The organism is Klebsiella ornithinolytica, from assembly GCF_030505655.1.
Lineage (GTDB): Bacteria > Pseudomonadota > Gammaproteobacteria > Enterobacterales > Enterobacteriaceae > Klebsiella > Klebsiella ornithinolytica.
Genome location: NZ_CP130153.1, coordinates 3,688,449 through 3,708,280 on the forward strand (window position 1 = coordinate 3,688,449; position 19,832 = coordinate 3,708,280).

The 19,832-nt window shown below is 55.3% G+C and carries 17 protein-coding genes; 3 read left to right on the top strand and 14 right to left on the bottom strand.

The window, feature by feature from the left end:
* Position 1 precedes the first annotated feature (1 nt).
* Entirely contained in the window at positions 2 to 781 is a 780-nt protein-coding gene (gene cmoM / locus Q1L34_RS17665) for a tRNA uridine 5-oxyacetic acid(34) methyltransferase CmoM (protein ID WP_032695666.1), read from the bottom strand.
* Positions 782 to 902: 121 nt separating this feature from the next.
* Here cmoM and elyC point away from each other — a divergent pair, with 121 nt between their 5' ends.
* Positions 903 to 1,682 (top strand): envelope biogenesis factor ElyC, encoded by a 780-nt coding sequence (gene elyC / locus Q1L34_RS17670; RefSeq protein ID WP_004860091.1) that lies wholly within the window; start codon positions 903 to 905, stop codon positions 1,680 to 1,682.
* Here the strand turns inward: elyC and Q1L34_RS17675 are convergent.
* The 13 genes from Q1L34_RS17675 to Q1L34_RS17735 form a co-directional block, all read right to left on the bottom strand.
* Positions 1,659 to 2,552, bottom strand: a complete 894-nt coding sequence (locus Q1L34_RS17675; RefSeq protein WP_327204219.1) for a YcbJ family phosphotransferase — start codon at positions 2,550 to 2,552, stop codon at positions 1,659 to 1,661. The genes elyC and Q1L34_RS17675 overlap by 24 nt on opposite strands.
* A gap of 141 nt (positions 2,553 to 2,693) precedes the next feature.
* Entirely contained in the window at positions 2,694 to 3,440 is a 747-nt protein-coding gene (kdsB, locus tag Q1L34_RS17680; RefSeq protein ID WP_004860088.1) for a 3-deoxy-manno-octulosonate cytidylyltransferase, read from the bottom strand.
* Positions 3,437 to 3,619, bottom strand: a complete 183-nt coding sequence (locus Q1L34_RS17685) for a Trm112 family protein (RefSeq protein WP_004860086.1) — start codon at positions 3,617 to 3,619, stop codon at positions 3,437 to 3,439. The genes kdsB and Q1L34_RS17685 overlap by 4 nt, the downstream gene beginning before the upstream one ends.
* 101 nt (positions 3,620 to 3,720) lie before the next feature.
* Positions 3,721 to 4,950 (bottom strand): winged helix-turn-helix domain-containing protein, encoded by a 1,230-nt coding sequence (locus Q1L34_RS17690; RefSeq protein WP_064368002.1) that lies wholly within the window; start codon positions 4,948 to 4,950, stop codon positions 3,721 to 3,723.
* 55 nt (positions 4,951 to 5,005) lie between these two features.
* Entirely contained in the window at positions 5,006 to 5,986 is a 981-nt protein-coding gene (gene lpxK / locus Q1L34_RS17695) for a tetraacyldisaccharide 4'-kinase (RefSeq protein WP_032716986.1), read from the bottom strand.
* The gene (msbA, locus tag Q1L34_RS17700; RefSeq protein WP_004860079.1) at positions 5,983 to 7,731 is read right to left on the bottom strand and encodes a lipid A ABC transporter ATP-binding protein/permease MsbA; all 1,749 of its coding nucleotides are present in this window, start codon (positions 7,729 to 7,731) and stop codon (positions 5,983 to 5,985) included. The genes lpxK and msbA overlap by 4 nt, the downstream gene beginning before the upstream one ends.
* A 36-nt stretch (positions 7,732 to 7,767) precedes the next feature.
* Complete coding sequence (locus Q1L34_RS17705) at positions 7,768 to 10,032, bottom strand: ComEC family protein (protein ID WP_327204220.1); 2,265 nt, start codon at positions 10,030 to 10,032, stop codon at positions 7,768 to 7,770.
* A gap of 209 nt (positions 10,033 to 10,241) precedes the next feature.
* Positions 10,242 to 10,529, bottom strand: a complete 288-nt coding sequence (gene ihfB, locus Q1L34_RS17710) for an integration host factor subunit beta (RefSeq protein WP_004100704.1) — start codon at positions 10,527 to 10,529, stop codon at positions 10,242 to 10,244.
* Positions 10,530 to 10,680: 151 nt separating this feature from the next.
* Entirely contained in the window at positions 10,681 to 12,354 is a 1,674-nt protein-coding gene (rpsA, locus tag Q1L34_RS17715; protein ID WP_004860074.1) for a 30S ribosomal protein S1, read from the bottom strand.
* A 136-nt stretch (positions 12,355 to 12,490) separates the two neighbouring features.
* Positions 12,491 to 13,174, bottom strand: a complete 684-nt coding sequence (gene cmk, locus Q1L34_RS17720) for a (d)CMP kinase (RefSeq protein WP_004860072.1) — start codon at positions 13,172 to 13,174, stop codon at positions 12,491 to 12,493.
* 204 nt (positions 13,175 to 13,378) lie between these two features.
* Positions 13,379 to 14,662 carry a 3-phosphoshikimate 1-carboxyvinyltransferase gene (gene aroA / locus Q1L34_RS17725; RefSeq protein ID WP_015584795.1) on the bottom strand — a complete coding sequence of 428 codons (1,284 nt, stop codon included), beginning with the start codon at positions 14,660 to 14,662 and terminating at the stop codon, positions 13,379 to 13,381.
* A 72-nt stretch (positions 14,663 to 14,734) separates the two neighbouring features.
* Entirely contained in the window at positions 14,735 to 15,823 is a 1,089-nt protein-coding gene (gene serC / locus Q1L34_RS17730) for a 3-phosphoserine/phosphohydroxythreonine transaminase (protein WP_004860069.1), read from the bottom strand.
* Positions 15,824 to 16,010: 187 nt separating this feature from the next.
* The gene (locus Q1L34_RS17735) at positions 16,011 to 16,703 is read right to left on the bottom strand and encodes a DUF421 domain-containing protein (protein WP_032716981.1); all 693 of its coding nucleotides are present in this window, start codon (positions 16,701 to 16,703) and stop codon (positions 16,011 to 16,013) included.
* 115 nt (positions 16,704 to 16,818) lie between these two features.
* Between Q1L34_RS17735 and ycaO the strand changes: the two genes are divergently transcribed.
* Together ycaO and focA are read left to right on the top strand one after the other, a co-directional pair.
* Positions 16,819 to 18,579 carry a 30S ribosomal protein S12 methylthiotransferase accessory factor YcaO gene (ycaO, locus tag Q1L34_RS17740; protein ID WP_004860065.1) on the top strand — a complete coding sequence of 587 codons (1,761 nt, stop codon included), beginning with the start codon at positions 16,819 to 16,821 and terminating at the stop codon, positions 18,577 to 18,579.
* A gap of 384 nt (positions 18,580 to 18,963) precedes the next feature.
* Positions 18,964 to 19,821 (top strand): formate transporter FocA, encoded by an 858-nt coding sequence (focA, locus tag Q1L34_RS17745; protein ID WP_004860063.1) that lies wholly within the window; start codon positions 18,964 to 18,966, stop codon positions 19,819 to 19,821.
* Positions 19,822 to 19,832 lie beyond the last annotated feature (11 nt).

Below are 19,832 nucleotides of genomic sequence, written 5' to 3' on the forward strand. Positions count from 1 at the left end.
TTTATCCTTGCATCTGCGGCTTAAGCGCTGTGACATGAATGTAGCGACCCAGGCTGATATACGGCTCCTGGCGACAGTAGCGCGTCTCCAGCTCCAGCAGCGCCGCAAAATTGTCGCGCTGTTTGCGTTTTTCACGCAGATAATCATGAAACACCCGCACGCCGGTTTTACCGGTAATGTGCCAGCCCTGCTCTTCCAGCCAGCCATAAACCTGCTGCGGGGAACGCGGATAGTCCGGCGACAGCGTGCGTTTTTTCTTTTTCGGCATGCCGAGTTGTACGTAGTCGAAGTTCCCGACGACCATGTTATGCATCAACAGACCGTTAGCATTGTAGAACATTAACGATAACGCACCGCCGGGCCGTAAAACCGACCACAGCGTTCGCAGCATCTCCTGCGGCTCGGCCACCCACTCCAGCACCGCATGAAACAGTATCAGATCGACCGGGCTTTCCAAATGCTGCGCAATATCCTGAGCGGCGCATTGTACAAAATGCATGTTGTCGATCACACCTTTATCGGCAGCAGCCTGCCGGGCGCGCGCGACCATTTCAGCCGAAAGATCGCATAACGTCACATGGTGGCCCATTTCCGCGACTTTTACCGCCGTTTGCCCTTCGCCACCGCCGGCGTCAAGAACCCGAAGCGGCCCTGGCCCCAGCTGGCTTAACAGCGGTTGCAGATCCTGCCACAGAATGGCCTGACGCAGTTCGCCCTTGGTGGTGCCGTAAATATTGCGCGAAAACTTTTCAGCCATGTCATCGAAATTACGATCTTTCACGGACGGTTCCACCTGCCAACACAAAGCCGCTATTTTGTCATACCCACGCTGAGAATGAAGCGATCTGTTATAAGATCCGGACATAACTTTGGTTATATGGTTAAAAAAGGACCCATCTGGCATGCTTTTTACACTGAAAAAGTATTTAGGCGGCATGATGCTGCCGCTTCCCCTGCTGCTGCTGCTGATGGCGGTCGGAATCGCGTTACTGTGGTTTAGCCGTTTCCAGCGCACCGGCAAGCTCTGCGTCAGCCTCGGCTGGCTGCTGTTGCTATTGTTGAGCCTGCAACCGGTAGCCGATAGTTTGCTCAAACCAATCGAAGATAAATACCCGACGTGGCGGGATGCCGGGCGCGTGCAGTACGTCGTCGTACTTGGCGGGGGCTACACCTGGAATCCGGACTGGGCGCCCAGTTCAAATCTCATCAACAACAGCCTGCCGCGGCTGACGGAGGGAATCCGCCTGTGGTATGAGAACCCGGGCGCAAAACTCATCTTTACCGGCGCAGCGGCGAAAACAAATCCCGTCAGCACGGCAGAAGCCGGCGCCAGAGTTGCGGAGAGTCTGGGGATACCGCGCAGCGAAATTATCGTTCTGGATAAACCAAAAGATACCGAAGAAGAAGCCGAAGCGGTGAAACAGGCCATCGGCGATGCGCCGTTCCTGCTGGTGACTTCCGCATCGCATTTACCCCGGGCGATGATTTTCTTCCAGCATGTCGGGCTAAACCCGCTGCCGGCACCCGCCAATCAGCTGGCGATCGCGTCACCGCTCAATCCGTGGGAACAGGCGATCCCTTCCCCCGTCTGGCTGATGCACAGCGATCGCGTCGGCTACGAAACGCTGGGGCGCATCTGGCAATGGTTAAAAGGCGCCTCAGGCGAGCCAGGGGAGAATTGATTTAGCGGCCAGGTCAAACCGGGCGCGGTCAAAACGCCCGGTATTGACCAGATTATCCACCTCATCCCACAGCAGATAGAGCCAGCGTCGCCACAGGAAAGATTCGGCCACCGGCGCACGGCGCAAATAGTGCCACAGCAGTTGCTCCGCCTGTCCTCCGTCGGACAGGCGAAACAGTTCATATTCTCGCGGCGCCCACAACATCATCCCCGGCCCGACCATCGCCAGCAGCTGATCGCTACGCGCATCCTTCAGCATGCTGCGCAGCGTGAAGCTGCCGTGCACCAGCACGCAGTTATCATTAAAATCTTTCAATAAATCCGGAAGGCACGCGCGGGCGCGGAACAGAATTCGTTTATCCTGCATCGTCAGGCCGGTATCCTGATACAAATTAAGGGTACTCCACAGCATCTCAACCCGCTGGCGATACCAGTTCGGCCACAGGTTTTCCTGGGTGCTGTCCACCATGCCGACGCAGCCGCCGCTATCGTGCCGGTGCCATGCCAGAAGAGCTTCCACGATCTGCTCCTGCAGCTGTTCCCAGCGCGCCGGCGTACGGGCCGGCGCTTCCGCAGAGACTCCGCGCAGCCGCTCAATCAGCAACACGTCCGGGCCAGGATGTTCTTCATGCGTCAACACCCCATAGACCACCGGCATGCGCACGGTACCGCTGCGCGCCAGCATTGAGATTTTCCACGCCAGCTGGCGGGCAATCCCTGGCGTGGTAAAACTTCTCGCCAACAGCGGCAGCGGGTTTCCCTGCGCGTCATAAAGCGACCACAGTGCCGAGGAGGGTTTCTCGCTGATACACTCCACGCGGCTCAGTTTCTCTCCCAGCAGGTGGCTAAGTTCGGTTCGCAGCTGTTCCATCTCTGATTACCCCTGTGAATACTACTGGTTTTATAATGAGCGCCAGCCGCAGGGATGTCATCAGGTGAGATCAAAAATTGAGGGAAAAAGTATGGAAAAATAGCGTGAAGATATCCCCTCACGACGGAGGGGATGAACGGATTAACGCAGCTCTGCGCGCACGCGCTCCAGATCTTCCGGTGTATCGACACCGGTTCCAGGCACAACTTCGGCCACCGCGACATGGATTTTTTCGCCATACCACAGCACCCGCAGCTGCTCCAGCATTTCGATCTGTTCCAGCGGGCTCGGCGACCAGCTGACGTAGCGACGGATAAAGCCGGCACGATAACCGTAAATACCGATATGACGTAGCAGCGTATCGCCGATAGTTTCGCGTGATTGCGCAAAGCGATCGCGATCCCATGGAATGGTGGCGCGGGAGAAGTAGAGCGCATAGCCCTGCGCATCCATCACCACTTTCACGGCATTCGGATTAAATGCTTCCTCAGCGTCGTGAATCGGAACGGCGAGCGTGGCCATACCGCAGGCATTGGCCGCCAGATTGTCCGCCACCTGGCGGACGATCGCCGGCGGGATCATCGGCTCATCGCCCTGGATATTGACGATGATCGTGTCATCACTGAAGCCACACTTTTCAACAACTTCGGCCAGACGCTCGGTGCCGGATTGATGGTCCGCACGCGTCATGCACACTTCGCCGCCGGCAGCTTCGACCGCACGCGCAACATCGTCATGATCCGTCGCGACGATAATGCGATCGGCCCCGGATTCGCGCGCGCGCTCGAGAACATGAACGATCATCGGCTTACCGTTGATATCCTGTAGGGGCTTGCCCGGCAGACGCGTGGAGGCAAAACGTGCAGGAATGATGACCACGAAACTCATGAATGGCTCTCTCCCACGGCTAATGCGCGGGCTTCGGTTTCCAGCAAGACGGGAATGCCTTCACGGAAAGGAAAGGCCAGGCTGTCAATTTTGCAGATCAGCTCTTGCTTATCCTGGCTGTAGTACAGTTTGCCGTTGCAGACAGGACAGGCGATGATTTCTAGTAAACGGTGATCCATGATTCCTCCTGATGGACCGAATAGATTCCGCAGCAGCATATCACATGATGGCAAACTCAGGGATCCGTTTGCGGCAAAGGCTGAGCGGGGTGTGGTCTTGTTCAGACCGGGGAAATCTCCCAGCCCTGCTGACGGTCGGAGAAAAGCCCCGGCGGCAGACGACCGAAGGTGATACGTTGAGCCGACTGCCAGATGGCAAACTCTTCAATCGCCCGGAGCAACCCTTTCTCCAGCCCCGAGGTGACTCTGATCCCCTCTTCCAGCCACAGCGAAAAAACCTCCAGAACCCCGTTTTTCCGATGCACCTTGCTGTCCATTCTGCCCACCAGTTTTCCCTGGTGCAGCAGCGGCAGAACAAAGTAGCCATACTGACGCTTCGGCGCCGGCGTGTAGCACTCGAGGCGATAGCTGAAATTGAAGAGTTGCTCAGCGCGTTTACGGTCCCAGACTACCGGGTCAAATGGCGAGAGTACCGCGCTATGGCTGGCGGCGAGTTTACCGCCGGGCGCCGATTCCAGCTGCCCGAGCGCTTCGTGGTGGAGCCACATGTCGCCCAGTTCCTCGACCTTCACCGGAACCACCGTGCCCTCCTCCTGCCAGCTCGCCAGCAGCGTCGGCAAAGCGGGCTGGCGGAGACGATAGTAATCAGCCAGCCACTGGGGGCGAAAAATGCCGAGGCTCCGGGCACTGTTGCGCAGCATTAACGCCTCCGCCTGCGGCTGCGTCAGCGCATCGCGCTCATCGTCCCAGTGCGGCATGACGCGATGCGTCAGGTCGTACACCCGCTGGAAGTTACGCCGCTCCACCACCATCACTTTACCTGCGGTAAACAGGCCTTCCAGATGGCGCTTGTGCGGTTTCCACTCCCACCAGCCGCTGGCGCCTTTGCGCGGATGTTCAAAGTCGGCCGAACGAACCGGACCATTCTGCGCGATATGCTCCAGCAGCAGCCGAATATCGTCAGCATGTTCCGTCATCCACGCCTTGTGATACTTCCAGCCCATATTATCGGGCGTCAGCATACGGTGGCGCACCAGGGCAAAGTCGCTACGGGGCAGGAAACAGGCTTCATGAGCCCAGTATTCCATCAGCTCCCCGCTGCGCAGGGCGTCCTCCAGCCAGCTTTGCGGATAGCTGCCAAGACGGCTAAAAAGCACAAGATAAGGGCTGCGGGCAACGACGTTGATGGTATCGATTTGCAGCAATGACATCTGCTGAATAGTTGACAGAATATCGCTGGCGCGGGCACGTCGCCGGGGCTTCTTCAGCAATCCCTGCGCCGCAAGATGGAGATGACGGGCTTCTTTAAGCGACAGTTGTAGTACCGACATGCAGGTTCTCCGTAAAGGACTCCGGCACAGCGTTATTGAAGCGAACGTGGCAGAACTAACGTTGCGCCAGCGTCACCAGTTCCGTCAGCAGCTGCTGTGCGCGTTCATCCGTCATTATGGCGTCGACAGGTAAATACCACCAGTTTGCTTCGGCAAACCCACGACATTTCACCGCATCTTTCTCGGTCATCAGCAGCGTTTGCTGTGGATTCACAAGGGCGGAAACGCTCGCCTGAGTCAATGCCTGGTGATCGGCAAGCGCGACGGTTTTTACCGGCAGGACGCCGCAGCTTTCCAGCGTGGCGAAAAAGCGCGGCGGATGACCGATCCCGGCCATGGCAACGACATTATCGAAAGAAGCCACGTCACGCCGTTCGCCGCTGCGTAAATTTACCGCCAGTCCGGGTCGCAGCTGCATGGGAATTTCCCCCGCCTGCGCGATGCCGCCGTTAACAATGATGGCGTCGACGCTGCGTAAACGTGACGCGCGTTCACGCATCGGCCCGGCCGGTAGCCACCAGCCATTGCCAAAACGGCGCTCGCCATCAATTACCACAATTTCTTTGTCCCGCGCCAGCTTGTAGTGCTGCAGGCCATCATCGGTGATAATGAGCTGCAAATCATGTGCATGAAGCAGCGCCTGCACCGCCTCACGACGCGCTGGCGAGACCGCAACCGGCGCGCCGGTGCGTTGAAAAATGAGTACCGGTTCATCGCCGGCTTCCGCGGTACTGGTGTCATTGCTGAGCAGTAACGGATAGCTCGCCGCTTTCCCGCCATAACCGCGGGAAACGACGCCAACGCGGATACCGCGCTGCTGGAGCTGTTCCACCAGCCAGATGACCACCGGCGTTTTGCCGTTGCCTCCGGCGGTGAGATTCCCCACCACCGCCACCGGAACCGGCGCTCGCCAGGCTTTCTTCAGCCCCAGCCGATAGCTGAGGCGGATCAGCCCGCTCACCAGGCCATAGAGCCAGGAGAGCGGCAGCAAGAGTCGCCATACGGGCGACTCACCGGACCAGATGCGCGCAATCATTGGCCAAACTGCATCTTATGTAGCTGGGCGTACACGCCGCGGTGTTCCAGCAGATCGGCATGGCTACCGCGCTCGACAATGCGGCCATCTTCCACCACCACAATTTCATCGGCTTGTTCGATGGTGGAAAGACGGTGGGCAATCACCAGCGAAGTGCGGTTTTTCTGCAGTTCGTCGAGGGCGGCCTGGATCGCGCGTTCAGACTCGGTATCCAGCGCCGATGTCGCTTCGTCCAGAATCAGAATCGGGCTGTTACGCAGCAGCGCACGCGCGATGGCAATACGCTGACGCTGACCGCCGGAGAGCAGTACGCCGTTCTCACCGATAACGGTATCGAGGCCATTATCCATTTTGCTGATAAAGTCCATCGCGTAGGCCATACGCGCCGCTTCTTCGATCTGCTCACGGCTGTACTCTTCCGTGCGCGCATAGGCAATGTTGTTGGCCACGGTATCGTTGAACAGATGAACGTTTTGCGACACCAGCGCCACCTGATCGCGCAGGGATGCCAGAGTGTATTCACGCAGATCGTGGCCATCCAGCAAAATCTGGCCGTTATCGATATCGTAAAAGCGCGTAATCAGGCTGGCGATGGTCGATTTACCCGACCCCGAACGCCCGACCAGGGCGACCGTTTTACCTTCCTGGATGTTGAGGTTGATATTTCGCAGCGCCGGCGTTTCACGGCCCGGATAGGTAAAGGTGACATCTTTGAATTCCAGGTTGCCCTTCGCCCGCTCGATAACCAGCTTGCCTTCGTCTTTTTCCTGTTCGGAATCAAGAATCGCAAACAGCGTCTGGCAGGCGGCCATCCCGCGCTGGAACTGAGCATTGACGTTAGTCAGCGACTTCAGCGGGCGCATCAACGCGATCATCGAGGAGAAGACGACGGTGATGGTACCGGCAGTTAACGTTTCCATGACGCTCGGGAAGCTGGCGGCATAGAGAACAAATGCCAGCGCCAGTGACGCAATCAGCTGAATAACCGGGTCAGAAATAGACGACGCAGAGACCATTTTCATCCCCTGCAAGCGCATTTTGTTGCTGACCTTATCAAAACGTTTGGTTTCTACCGCCTGACCGCCAAACATCAGCACTTCTTTATGCCCTTTCAGCATCTGCTCTGCGCTGGTGGTCACCTGCCCCATGGTGTTTTGCATATTCTTGCTGATATTACGAAAACGCTTCGATACCACGCGAATCGCCATCGAGACGATGGGGGCCAGGACGATCAGAATCAGCGACAGCTGCCAGCTGTAATAGAACATCATCACAAACAGACCGATGATCGAGGCGCCTTCGCGCACGACGGTAATCAAGGCGCTGGAAGAGGATGACGCCACCTGTTCGGAATCATAGGTAATGCGTGACAGCAAGGTACCCGTGGACTGTTTATCAAAGAAGGAGACGGGCATCCCCATCATATGGCTGAACAGACGGCGGCGCATTGTCATGACGACTTTGCCTGAAACCCACGAGATACAGTAGCTCGAAATATAGCTGGTGACGCCACGCAGTAACATCAACCCAATCACGACCAGCGGCATCCATAGCAGCACTGAGCGATCCGTTTTACCAAAACCATCATCCAGTAACGGTTTAAGAAGCGATAGCATGAAGGTATCACTAGCGGCGTTAAAGACTAACGCAACTGCCGCGACGATCAGTCCGGTTTTAAATGGCGCAATAAGCGGCCAGAGGCGGCGGAAGGTCTGCCACGTGGAGAGATCTTTATCATTCTGCATTCAATAAACCAGCTTATGTTGAAATAGCCGCATATTCTACCCGTTATCCACGGTCTCGCCAAACCACTGATGATACCAACGCGGTAAAAGTTGATCTCGTAAGCTTTGGATTTGCCAACCTTCTGGAGAAAAAATAACCGTAATTTGTCCCTGATGCGGCGTATCGAGCCATCGATAGCCCTGCTGACGGTAGCGCTGCACCACTTTAGCCGCAGGCATACGCCAGGCATTATATCGCGAGGCCGAAGCCAGCGCCGCCGCGCCGCCGACCCGCTGCAATAAGGCAAGCGCAGAAGAGGTATGACTCCCGTGGTGCGGAACCTGGATAAGTGTAGACGCAAGATGCTGCCAGTAGTGGCTCAGCATGGCCCGTTCTGCCGGAATTTCAATATCTCCGGTCAGTAGAATGCTCCGCTTGCCGTCATCAATACGGACCACGCAGGAGCGGTTATTGCCCGTCAGGCTGGAATCCGGCAGCGGCCACAGCACGCGAAAAGTTAATCCACGCCATCGCCAGCTTTCGCCTCGTCGACAGGGAAGATGCCCCCGCCAGCCCAGCGGACTGCGGATCCAGAGCTCGGGCCAGGCCTTCAGCAGCGAATTGAGACCGCCGCGGTGGTCAAGGTGTTCATGGCTCAACACAACGCCCTCCGGGCGCAGGTGATGCCAGCGTAGCCAGGGAATAATAATCTGCTGACCGCTATCACCATCGGGCCAGGCCAGTCCGGTATCATAGAGGATTGCCGCCCCCTCGCGCTCAATGACCATAGCCAGCCCCTGCCCGACGTCCAGCATCGTGACCCGCCATTCATCTTTCGCTCCATGGCGCCAGAAGGGCCAGCTCAGCAGCAGCGTGCTGCTAAGACAAAGCGCCGGTAGCGAACGCCAGGCATGAAAACGCCACACCAGCAGTATCAGCCAGGGCAACGCGCTGAGCCCCGCCCAGCGAAAATCCAGACTGAGCCAGCCCTGCGGCAGCAGATGCAAAAACCAGAATAGTGCTGCCAGCAGGCGGTCGGCCAGCCACCACACCGCCATTTCAACCACGACAGGTCCGCTGAGATGCAGCAGCATCGCCAGCAGAATCGTGGGAACAACCGCAAAGGTGACCAACGGTACGGCTATCAGATTTGCTACCCAGGCGGTCAGGCTGATGCCGTGGAAAAGGAGAATCTGAATTGGCAATAGCAGAAACATCAGCCCAAGCTGCAGATGGCCTAAAGCAAGCCCTTCGCGCCACGGCCAGCGCCACGTATGCCGCTGCAGCGGCACCAGCTGATACCAGAAAATCAGCGTTGCGACGGCGAAGATGGACAGCCACAGACTATCAGACAACACCGCCAGCGGATCGGCGAATAAGATAGCGCCAATACAACAGAGCCAGATTTGCCAGGACGACCAGCGTCTGGCAGATAGCCGTAGGCCCACCACGCAGCTCAGGGCTACGCAGGTCCGCAGCGCAGGCGGCTGCATACCGGTCAGCCAGGCATAAAATAGCGCGCAGCCCAGACCGATAAGTAACGGCATTCTCCAGCCAATCCATCGGCACGGGAAAAAGAATTGCAGCCCCCGAACCACCAGTCCACCGAGTATGGCGCCTAACGCAATATGCAACCCCGAAATCGCCATCAGGTGTGAGGTACCGGTCTCCTGCATCAGACGTTTGATATCCCGCGGTACAACCAGTCGCTCGCCCATCCCGAGCCCGAGTATCACCGACTGCCAGGGAAAAGCGTCGAGAGTACGTTCCAGCGATGCCAGATAGCGAGCGCGGTAGCTGCACGTCAGGTCTGATGCTTCGGCCGACGTAAAGCGCCCGGTTAGCGAACGATGTTGCGCCAGGGCAAAACGCTGGCCGTCAAAGCCCCCTACGTTGAGCTGACTATGGACCGGGCGAAGACGGACGGTCATCTTCCAGCGCTGCCCGGCACACGGCAGGTCGGGCAGCGCATTACCATAAAGAGTTACCCCTGGCGCCGGCCATAGCCTCTGCCCGTTGAAACGGAGAATATTTCCCTGGTAGGTGGTCTCACCTTCGACGGCCGTTAGCTTAATTTCAATCTGCCGGTTGCCACCGGGTAGCACCTGCATCGGCCACAGCACCTGACGCGCGCTCAGCACACCCCAGGCAAAAAACAGCATGGTCAACGCCAGGTAACGCAATGGCCTCCAGCGGTAAAGCGACATCAGGATCGCGCCGCCGATAATGACCTGAACGGCGAGCGGTGTGGGCAGTTCTGGCAAGAACAGCAGTGGGCAGATCCCGACAACCACGCACCCGGCAAGCTGTGATAAACGCATGTCCCCTCCCTGTTGACGGAGAGTATCGCGTGAAAGCTAAAGGTCGTCAGCGGTCGGCGGCCGGGTATGGATTTCGGCTTCCGCAAAACCTACGGGGTTGCAGCAAAACGAAGATGTTGCTGTGAGGCGGGGCAAACCGGAGGCATAAAAAAAGCACCGCAAAGGTGCTTTTTTTATCATCGGAGTACGTTGTCGCGGCTGTGCGAAACTTACTCTTCGTAAATATTGGCGCGGTCGCGTAATTCTTTCCCAGGCTTAAAGTGCGGAACGTACTTACCTTCCAGTTCGACTTTATCGCCAGTCTTCGGGTTACGCCCGGTGCGAGGTGCTCGATAATGCAAAGAGAAGCTGCCGAAACCGCGGATTTCAATGCGCTCACCTTGAGCAAGCGTTGAGGCCATATGTTCCAGCATTTCTTTAACAGCATCTTCGACCGCTTTCGCAGGAATGTGAGATTGCTGGCTGGCAAGTCTTTCTATCAATTCTGACTTGGTCATTATTCCTCCGGTTTCCTTCAAGGCAAAATTAGCTAACTGCTTTAAACAAGGGCGGCCGTAGCCGCCCTTTGTGCTTGATTACAGGACGAATCCTGCAATCTGTCAAGTAAACTCGTCGTAATTCAGGTTGTTGTAACCTGAATGACTAAGATTACTCGCCTTTAGCTGCTTTGAAAGCTTCAGCCATTGCGTTGTTAGAGAAGTTTGCATCTTCCTGTTTGTTAACAGTTGCGATTGCATCTTTCTCATCAGCTTCGTCTTTAGCACGAACAGACAGGCTGATTGCACGGTTTTTACGATCAACGCCGGTGAATTTAGCTTCAACGTCGTCGCCAACGCTCAGAACCAGAGTTGCATCTTCAACGCGGTCACGGGAAGCTTCAGAAGCGCGCAGGTAACCTTCAACGCCGTCAGCCAGTTCTACGGTTGCGCCTTTAGCGTCAACTGCAGTGACTTTACCGTTTACGATTGCGCCTTTCTTGTTCAGTGCAACCCAGTTGTTGAACGGATCTTCTGCGAGCTGTTTAACGCCCAGAGAGATACGCTCACGCTCTGCGTCAACCTGCAGAACAACTGCTGCGATTTCGTCGCCTTTTTTGTATTCACGAACTGCTTCTTCGCCTGCAACGTTCCAGGAGATGTCAGACAGGTGAACCAGGCCGTCGATGCCGCCGTCCAGGCCGATGAAGATACCGAAGTCAGTGATAGACTTGATTTTACCTTCAACACGGTCGCCCTTGTTGTGGGTTTCCGCAAACTGCTGCCACGGGTTGTTTTTGCACTGCTTCAGACCCAGGGAGATACGACGACGTTCTTCGTCGATATCCAGAACCATAACTTCCACTACGTCGCCAACGTTAACAACTTTGGACGGGTGGATGTTTTTATTGGTCCAATCCATTTCGGAAACGTGAACCAGGCCTTCAACGCCTTCTTCGATTTCAACGAAGCAGCCGTAGTCGGTCAGGTTGGTCACGCGACCGGTCAGTTTGGTACCTTCCGGATAACGCTTAGCGATAGCTACCCACGGATCTTCGCCCAGCTGTTTCAGGCCCAGAGATACACGAGTACGCTCGCGGTCGAACTTCAGCACTTTAACAGTGATTTCGTCGCCAACGTTTACGATTTCGCTCGGGTGCTTAACGCGTTTCCACGCCATGTCGGTGATGTGCAGCAGGCCGTCAACGCCGCCCAGATCAACGAATGCGCCGTAGTCAGTGAGGTTCTTAACGATACCTTTGACTTCCATGCCTTCCTGCAGGTTTTCCAGCAGCTGATCGCGTTCTGCGCTGTTTTCGGATTCGATAACGGCACGACGGGATACAACAACGTTGTTACGCTTCTGGTCCAGCTTGATTACTTTGAACTCAAGCTCTTTGCCTTCCAGGTGCAGAGTGTCGCGAACCGGACGAACGTCAACCAGGGAACCCGGCAGGAACGCGCGAATACCATTCAGCTCAACAGTGAAGCCACCTTTAACTTTGCCGTTGATAACACCGACTACAGTTTCAGCTTCTTCGTAAGCTTTTTCCAGCGTGATCCAAGCTTCGTGACGTTTAGCTTTTTCACGGGACAGCAGGGTTTCACCGAAGCCGTCTTCTACTGCATCCAGAGCAACGTCAACTTCGTCACCGACCTGGATTTCCAGCTCGCCCTGGGCGTTTTTGAACTGCTCTGCCGGAATGGCAGACTCAGATTTCAGACCAGCGTCAACCAGTACGATATCTTTGTCGATAGCAACAACAACACCACGAACGATGGAACCCGGACGGGTTTCGATTGTTTTTAAGGATTCTTCAAATAGTTGAGCAAAAGATTCAGTCATGTTTAATCTTCAGGTTTCATATTTAACGTCCACCTGGCTCCGTGCCGGATGGGGTTGTTTAACATACCCGCTAACACTCCATTGCTGCGGGGGTACTGCTATAATTCTGAGGCCGTTTCGCTTCACCGCTTCGCGGTCAGGCGACTGCCAGTTTTTCGCGCGCATAGTGTAGCGCTTTTTCAATAACTTGCTCAATGTTTAGTTCAGTAGAATCGAGAACTAAAGCATCGGCGGCCGGGACAAGCGGCGCGACGCTGCGATTACGGTCGCGATCGTCACGTTCTTTTATCTCGGACAAAAGACGTTCAAAGTTAACACTAAAGCCCTTTTCCTGCAACTGCAGCATACGGCGATGGGCGCGCTCTTGTGCCGAAGCATCAAGGAAAATCTTCACTGGCGCATCGGGAAACACGACGGTTCCCATATCGCGTCCGTCGGCAATCAGGCCAGGCAGTTCACGAAATGCGCGCTGACGACGAAGCAATGCTTCACGCACGCGGGGAAACGCGGCAACTTTCGATGCGGTATTAGCCACTTCCTGAGTACGAATGGCGGCGCTGACGTCTTCGCCTTCAAGAATCACTTCCAGAGTGCCGTCGGTGGAGATAAAACGCACGTCCAGGTGCGCCGCCAACGGTACCAGCGCCTCTTCAGATTCGACATCAACATGGTGATGCAGCGCCGCGAGGGCCAGAACACGATAGATGGCCCCGGAATCCAGCAGATGCCAGCCCAGCGCTTCCGCCATTGCCTTGCACAATGTGCCTTTACCCGCACCGCCAGGCCCATCAATGGTGATTACCGGAATATTTGCCGTCATCTTTTTCTCCTTCAGCAAGGCGCATAGAATATAAACGCCGCGCATTATACGCATCTCTACGCCGGAAAGTGAGCATTGCTTGCAAATTACGGACTACCAGAAATGAAACGCAGAAGAATTGCGCAATTATAGCGGGCTGACGGAACGTCAGCCCGGAAGATGACAATATTTTACCTTTTCGGTTTGCTTTTTGCGCAGCGAACGTTACGCCAGCGTACTGATTCGCGCCAGCTGCTCGAAGTAATCCGGGAAGGTTTTCGCCGTACATTTCGGGTCAAGAATAGTCACCGGCGTATCAGACAACGCCACCAGCGAGAAACACATTGCCATACGGTGATCGTTATAGGTGCCAATCTCGGCAAACTGCAGCGTCAGCGGAGGCGTAATGCGAATGTAATCCTCCCCCTCTTCCACTTCAGCGCCCACTTTACGCAGTTCGGTGGCCATCGCAAACAGACGGTCGGTCTCTTTGACGCGCCAGTTATAGATGTTGCGTAGCGTGGTCGTTCCCCTGGCAAACAGCGCCGCAGTGGCGATAGTCATCGCCGCATCCGGAATATGGTTCATATCCATATCGATAGCATTCAGCTCGCCGCGGGTACAGGCAATATAATCCTCGCCCCAGGTGACGGTCGCCCCCATTTTTTCCAGCACGTCGGCAAAACGAATATCGCCCTGTACGCTGTTGCGGCCGATACCGGTGACTTTTACCGTCCCACCTTTGATGGCGCCGGCAGCGAGGAAATAAGAGGCCGAAGAGGCATCCCCCTCCACCAGGTAATCACCCGGCGACTGGTACTGCTGATTGCCGCTGACAATAAAGCGCTGATAGGCCTGATTCTCGACCTCAACGCCGAATGTTTTCATCAGATGCAGCGTGATGTCGATATATGGGCGGGAAACCAGCTCGCCTTTAATCGCGATGACGGTATCCTGCGGCGCCAGTGGCGCAGCCATCAGCAGCGCGGTGAGGAACTGGCTGGATACGCTGCCGTCCACTTCAACTTCGCCGCCGGTAAAGCCGCCGCGCAGGCGCAGAGGCGGATAGTTTTCCTGCTCCAGATAATCAATCTGCGCGCCGCCCTGGCGCAGCGCGTCGACCAGATGGCCAATCGGGCGCTCTTTCATGCGCGGTTCGCCGGTCAACACGATATCGTTGCCGCCCAGACACAGCGCGGCCGCCAGCGGACGCATGGCGGTCCCTGCGTTACCGAGGAACAGCTCCAGCGCACTACCAGCCTGCAGCGGCCCAGCGTTGCCGGTCACTTCACAGCGGGTGCGGTCAGCAGACAGAACGTAATGAACTCCCAGGGCGCTCAGGGCATTCAGCATATGGCGTACATCGTCGCTGTCCAGCAGGTTGGTCAGCACCGTGGTGCCACGGGCCAAAGCCGCCAGCAGCAAAGCACGGTTAGAGACACTTTTTGACCCAGGCAGGTTCACGGTGCCATCTACTCGCGCAATGGGTTGTAACGTCAGGGATTCCATCAAACTTAACTCTCAAACAAACAGAATAAAAACCCCGCAGACCAGCCGCGGGGATGAAAAACAGGAGGGTGATTAGCCGTGGCGGCGTTCAAAATCCTGCATAAAGTCGGTCAGTGCCTTCACGCCCGCCAGCGGCATCGCGTTATAGATAGAAGCACGCATGCCGCCCACTACGCGGTGGCCTTTCAGTGCATGCAGACCTGCGGCAAAGGACTCTTCAAGGAACAGTTTATCCAGCGCACTGTCGGCCAGCTGGAACGGGACGTTCATACGGGAACGGTTAGCCGCTGCCACATCGTTACGATAGAAGCTGCTGCGGTCGATCGCACCATACAGCAAATCGGCTTTTTGCTGATTGATTTTGTCCATTGCCGCGACGCCGCCCTGCTCTTTCAGCCACTTGAACACCAGACCGGCCAGGTACCAGGCGAACGTCGGCGGGGTGTTAAACATGGAGTCGTTAGCATCCAGTACGGTGTAGTCGAGAATTGACGGGCAGGCGATACTGGCTTTACCCAGCAGGTCTTCACGTACAATCACCAGCGTCAGGCCCGCCGGGCCGATATTTTTCTGTGCGCCCGCATAGATAACGCCGTAACGGCTGACATCAATCGGGGCAGAGAGAATGGTGGAGGAGAAATCCGCCGCAACCACGACGTCGTCCGCAAAATTCGGCGTTTCATCAATCGCAATGCCGTCGATGGTTTCATTCGGACAGTAGTGCAGATAGGCCGCGCCTGGCGTCAACTGCCATTCGCTCATCGGCTTAACTCCGCGCAGGCCGTCAACCGTGATTTTCGCGTCAATGGCGTTCGGCGAACAATATTTTTTCGCTTCTTTAATCGCGCTTGCCGCCCAGTAGCCGGCATCAACATAGTCAGCGGTGGTTTTATCACCCAGCAGGTTCAGCGGAACGCCCGCGAACTGACCGCGACCACCGCCGTGGCAGAATAAAACTTTGTAGTTGGAGGGGATATTGAGCAGATCGCGAAAATCCTGTTCAGCCGCCTCAGCCACCTGGATAAACTCTTTACCACGGTGACTGATTTCCATGACCGACGTACCCAGGCCATGCCAGTCACACAGCTCCTGCTGTGCCAGTTTGAGAACTTCCGCCGGCAGCATTGCCGGGCCCGAACTAAAGTTATAGACCTGAGCCATTTCCCCTCACCACGTTGCTATGTTGTCTGCCCGCGAACCATCGCGGGCATAAGTTATTCCTGTGGCTATCGGTTTTATCATTCAGTGACACGCACCGCAACGAGTAAAACTAAGCAGCCACGAAATGTGGCTGTCGTCACACAAAAGAATCTGCCGGCTTGACGTCATAAAACCGACATAATTGCTGTCAGGTGACTCTTTTCGCCCTGCTGGCCTGCGACCATTCTGCATTTGCGCAGCGGGGACATAATTGTTTATCCCCGGCGCGGAGATTAAGAACTGCGCTACACCGTACGCAGGCATATTCATCGTCGCGCGGAATGGTAGCGAAGCTTGCGTTATGGGGAGGAGGTAAAATAGACAGACCGGCTTTGACGTCTCGATCCGCATAGTAGTAGAGACTGATTTGCCCGTTGGTTTCCAGAATAGCCAACCGGACCTGTCCCAGCTGTTCGACGCCGTTGATCCGCAGCTCCATAAAAAACTCGAATTCGGTCATGTTTTCCGCCTGTAAATTTTTCCAGGCCAGTTCCCCCTGTTCGATGACCGGGATCGGTTTGCCCTCAAGCAGGTTCTCCAGCTTCTCGCTTTTGCCCATCAGCCACATGATCAGCCGGTAGAGCAACGCCAGGGTGACAAAGACCACCAGCACCGGCAGCATCGGGACATCGTCATAGAAAGCGACATCCCCTGCCGCGGATCCAAGGGTCAGGATAATGAGGACTTCGAACAGCGACATCTGCCGCACGCCGCGTCGGCCGGTGATTTTGAGAAAGATAAATACCAGGACAAAGGTGTACACGCTCCTCAGCGCCACCTCAGCCAAAAAGTCCACTGGCACTTTATCCAGCGCCATACGATGCCAATCAAATGCCTTCATGGTTAACGCCTGCACAGTTATCGGGTGTCAGTAAGGATAGCCAGACGATGGAGATAGCGCCGGTCATCTAAAAGCCGTATCATTGCGCGCTTTACGTACGATAAAAGTGATCGCCATGACTCAAACGTTTATTCCCGGCAAAGATGCCGCCCTGGAAGATTCCATCGCCCGCTTCCAGCAGAAATTGCTCGACCTCGGATTTGATATTGAAGAGGCCTCATGGCTGAATCCCGTACCGCACGTGTGGTCAGTACATATCCGTGATAAAGAGTGCTCGCTGTGTTTCACCAACGGCAAAGGGGCAACCAAAAAAGCGGCGCTGGCCTCGGCTCTTGGTGAATATTTCGAGCGTCTGTCCACCAACTACTTTTTTGCTGACTTTTGGCTGGGCGAAACCATCGCTAACGGACCATTCGTCCACTATCCAAATGAGAAATGGTTCCCGCTGACCGAAGACGATGAAGTGCCGGAAGGTCTGCTGGATCCTCGTCTGCGCGCATTTTACGATCCTGACGATCAGTTGACCGCCAGCATGCTGGTCGATCTGCAGTCGGGCAACGACGAACGCGGCGTTTGCGGCCTGCCGTTCACCCGCCAGTCCGATGGCGAAACCGTCTATATCCCGATGAATATCGTCGGCAACCTGTATGTCTCTAACGGGATGTCCGCAGGCAACACGGCGAACGAAGCGCGCGTTCAGGCACTGTCGGAAGTCTTCGAGCGTCACATTAAAAACCGCATCATTGCTGAGAGCATCAGCCTGCCAGAAATTCCGGCAGAGGTCATGGCGCGTTATCCAGGTGTGGTGGAGTCCATCAATAAGCTGGAAGCCGAAGGTTTCCCGATCTTTGCTTACGATGGCTCGCTGGGCGGCAAATACCCGGTTATCTGCGTGGTGTTGTTTAACCCGACCAACGGAACCTGCTTCGCCTCTTTCGGCGCGCATCCGGACTTCGGCGTCGCTCTCGAACGTACCGTCACCGAGCTGCTGCAAGGCCGTAGCCTGAAAGATCTCGATGTCTTTACGCCACCAACCTTCGATGACGAAGAAGTCGCTGAACACGCCAATCTTGAAACCCACTTTATTGATTCCAGCGGTCTGATCTCCTGGGATATGTTCAAACAGGATGCTGACTATCCGTTCGTCGACTGGAGCTTCTCCGGCACCACGGAAGAAGAGTTCGCCACCCTGATGGCCATCTTTAAAGAAGAAGATAAAGAAGTTTACATCGCCGATTATGAGCACCTGAGCGTCTACGCCTGCCGCATCATCGTTCCGGGAATGTCAGATATTTACCCGGCTGAAGATCTGTGGCTGGCCAATAACAGCATGGGCAGCCATCTGCGCGAAACCCTTCTCTCCCTGCCGGGCAGTGAATGGGAAAAAGAAGATTATCTGGCGCTGATCGAACAACTGGATGATGAAGGGAATGACGACTTCACCCGCGTACGCGAGCTGCTGGGCCTGGCGACGGGCAAAGACAACGGCTGGTATACGCTGCGTATTGGCGAACTGAAAGCGATGCTGGCGCTGGCCGGTGGCGATCTGGAGCAGGCCTTGATCTGGACGGAATGGACCATTGAATTCAATGCGTCTATCTTCAGTGCGGAACGCGCAAATTACTACCGCTGCCTGCAGACGCTGCTGCTGCTCAGTCAGGAAGAAGAACGCCAGCCTCTGCAGTACCTGAATGCCTTTATCCGTATGTACGGCGCCGATGCGGTAGAAGCTGCCAGCGCGGCGATGAGCGGTGAAGCGCCGTTCTATGGCCTGCAGGCCGTAGATAGCGATCTCCAGGCTTTCCCGGCCCATCAGTCTTTACTGAAAGCCTATGAAAAACTGCAGCGGGCAAAAGCGGCATTCTGGGCTAAATAAGGCTTCATTTTACTGCAGCCGCATTATTTACGGGGTCGATAAAGACCCCGTTTTTCATCGCTAAGTAGACCCGCGGCTAATTTGTAGTTGCAACGTTAATTTACAGTAAACTTTTTTTACGCATCACTTTAGGATTGTTAATTTTAATAAAAAATACCCCATTTTAATTAACCGTCCACAGCGGCCCAAAATGAAAAAAATCAACATAAGTTGTAAATTTTAAAATTTATTTTTTTCATTTAAAACAATCATTTATTCACATAATAAGTCAAAACCACACATATCCAGGGCTTATAGTTCCGGTGGGATATGATCTACATCAATTTCCCTTCTATAATGCTTTGTTAGTATCTCACCGCCAACTTTTATAAAGAGAGAGTTAGTGTGAAAGCTGACAACCCTTTTGATCTTTTACTCCCTGCAGCCATGGCGAAAGTCGCCGAAGAAGCAGGTGTCTACAAAGCGACAAAGCACCCGATGAAGACGTTTTATCTGGCGATTACCGCTGGTGTTTTCATTTCCATTGCTTTTGTCTTCTATATTACGGCGACAACCGGCACTGCCGCGATGCCTTTCGGAATTGCTAAACTGATCGGGGGGATCTGCTTTTCACTCGGCCTGATTCTTTGCGTCATCTGCGGTGCCGACCTGTTTACCTCCACCGTACTTATCGTCGTGGCGAAAGCCAGCGGACGAATTACCTGGGGTCAACTGGCAAGAAACTGGCTCAACGTCTATGTTGGTAACCTGATAGGTGCACTGCTGTTTGTATTGCTGATGTGGTTATCTGGAGAGTATATGACCGCCAACGGTGCATGGGGCCTGAACGTCCTGCAAACCGCCGACCACAAAATGCACCATACATTTATTGAAGCCGTGTGTCTGGGTATCCTGGCTAACCTGATGGTCTGTCTGGCGGTGTGGATGAGCTACTCCGGCCGCAGCCTGATGGATAAAGCCATGATTATGGTTTTACCGGTGGCGATGTTTGTTGCCAGCGGCTTTGAGCACAGTATCGCTAACATGTTTATGATCCCGCTGGGTATCGTAATTCGCGACTTTGCAACCCCGGAATTCTGGACCGCGATTGGTTCTGCTCCGGAAAATTTCTCTCACCTGACCGTGATGAACTTCATTACTGATAACCTGATTCCGGTAACTATCGGGAACATTATCGGCGGTGGTCTGCTGGTTGGGTTGACATACTGGGTCATTTACCTGCGTGGCGACGACCATCACTAAGGGCCGTTTCA

Excerpts from the sequence above, each read along its gene's own strand:
- Q1L34_RS17705 (WP_327204220.1), bottom strand. The coding sequence starts at position 10,032 with ATGCGTTTATCACAGCTTGCCGGGTGCGTGGTTGTCGGGATCTGCCCA.
- Q1L34_RS17685 (WP_004860086.1), bottom strand. The coding sequence starts at position 3,619 with ATGGATCACCGTTTACTAGAAATCATCGCCTGTCCTGTCTGCAACGGC.
- Q1L34_RS17690 (WP_064368002.1), bottom strand. The coding sequence starts at position 4,950 with ATGTCGGTACTACAACTGTCGCTTAAAGAAGCCCGTCATCTCCATCTT.
- rpsA (WP_004860074.1), bottom strand. The coding sequence starts at position 12,354 with ATGACTGAATCTTTTGCTCAACTATTTGAAGAATCCTTAAAAACAATC.
- aroA (WP_015584795.1), bottom strand. The coding sequence starts at position 14,662 with ATGGAATCCCTGACGTTACAACCCATTGCGCGAGTAGATGGCACCGTG.
- ycaO (WP_004860065.1), top strand. The coding sequence starts at position 16,819 with ATGACTCAAACGTTTATTCCCGGCAAAGATGCCGCCCTGGAAGATTCC.
- serC (WP_004860069.1), bottom strand. The coding sequence starts at position 15,823 with ATGGCTCAGGTCTATAACTTTAGTTCGGGCCCGGCAATGCTGCCGGCG.
- lpxK (WP_032716986.1), bottom strand. The coding sequence starts at position 5,986 with ATGATTGCGCGCATCTGGTCCGGTGAGTCGCCCGTATGGCGACTCTTG.
- Q1L34_RS17735 (WP_032716981.1), bottom strand. The coding sequence starts at position 16,703 with ATGAAGGCATTTGATTGGCATCGTATGGCGCTGGATAAAGTGCCAGTG.
- elyC (WP_004860091.1), top strand. The coding sequence starts at position 903 with ATGCTTTTTACACTGAAAAAGTATTTAGGCGGCATGATGCTGCCGCTT.
- ihfB (WP_004100704.1), bottom strand. The coding sequence starts at position 10,529 with ATGACCAAGTCAGAATTGATAGAAAGACTTGCCAGCCAGCAATCTCAC.
- kdsB (WP_004860088.1), bottom strand. The coding sequence starts at position 3,440 with ATGAGTTTCGTGGTCATCATTCCTGCACGTTTTGCCTCCACGCGTCTG.
- cmk (WP_004860072.1), bottom strand. The coding sequence starts at position 13,174 with ATGACGGCAAATATTCCGGTAATCACCATTGATGGGCCTGGCGGTGCG.
- Q1L34_RS17675 (WP_327204219.1), bottom strand. The coding sequence starts at position 2,552 with ATGGAACAGCTGCGAACCGAACTTAGCCACCTGCTGGGAGAGAAACTG.
- msbA (WP_004860079.1), bottom strand. The coding sequence starts at position 7,731 with ATGCAGAATGATAAAGATCTCTCCACGTGGCAGACCTTCCGCCGCCTC.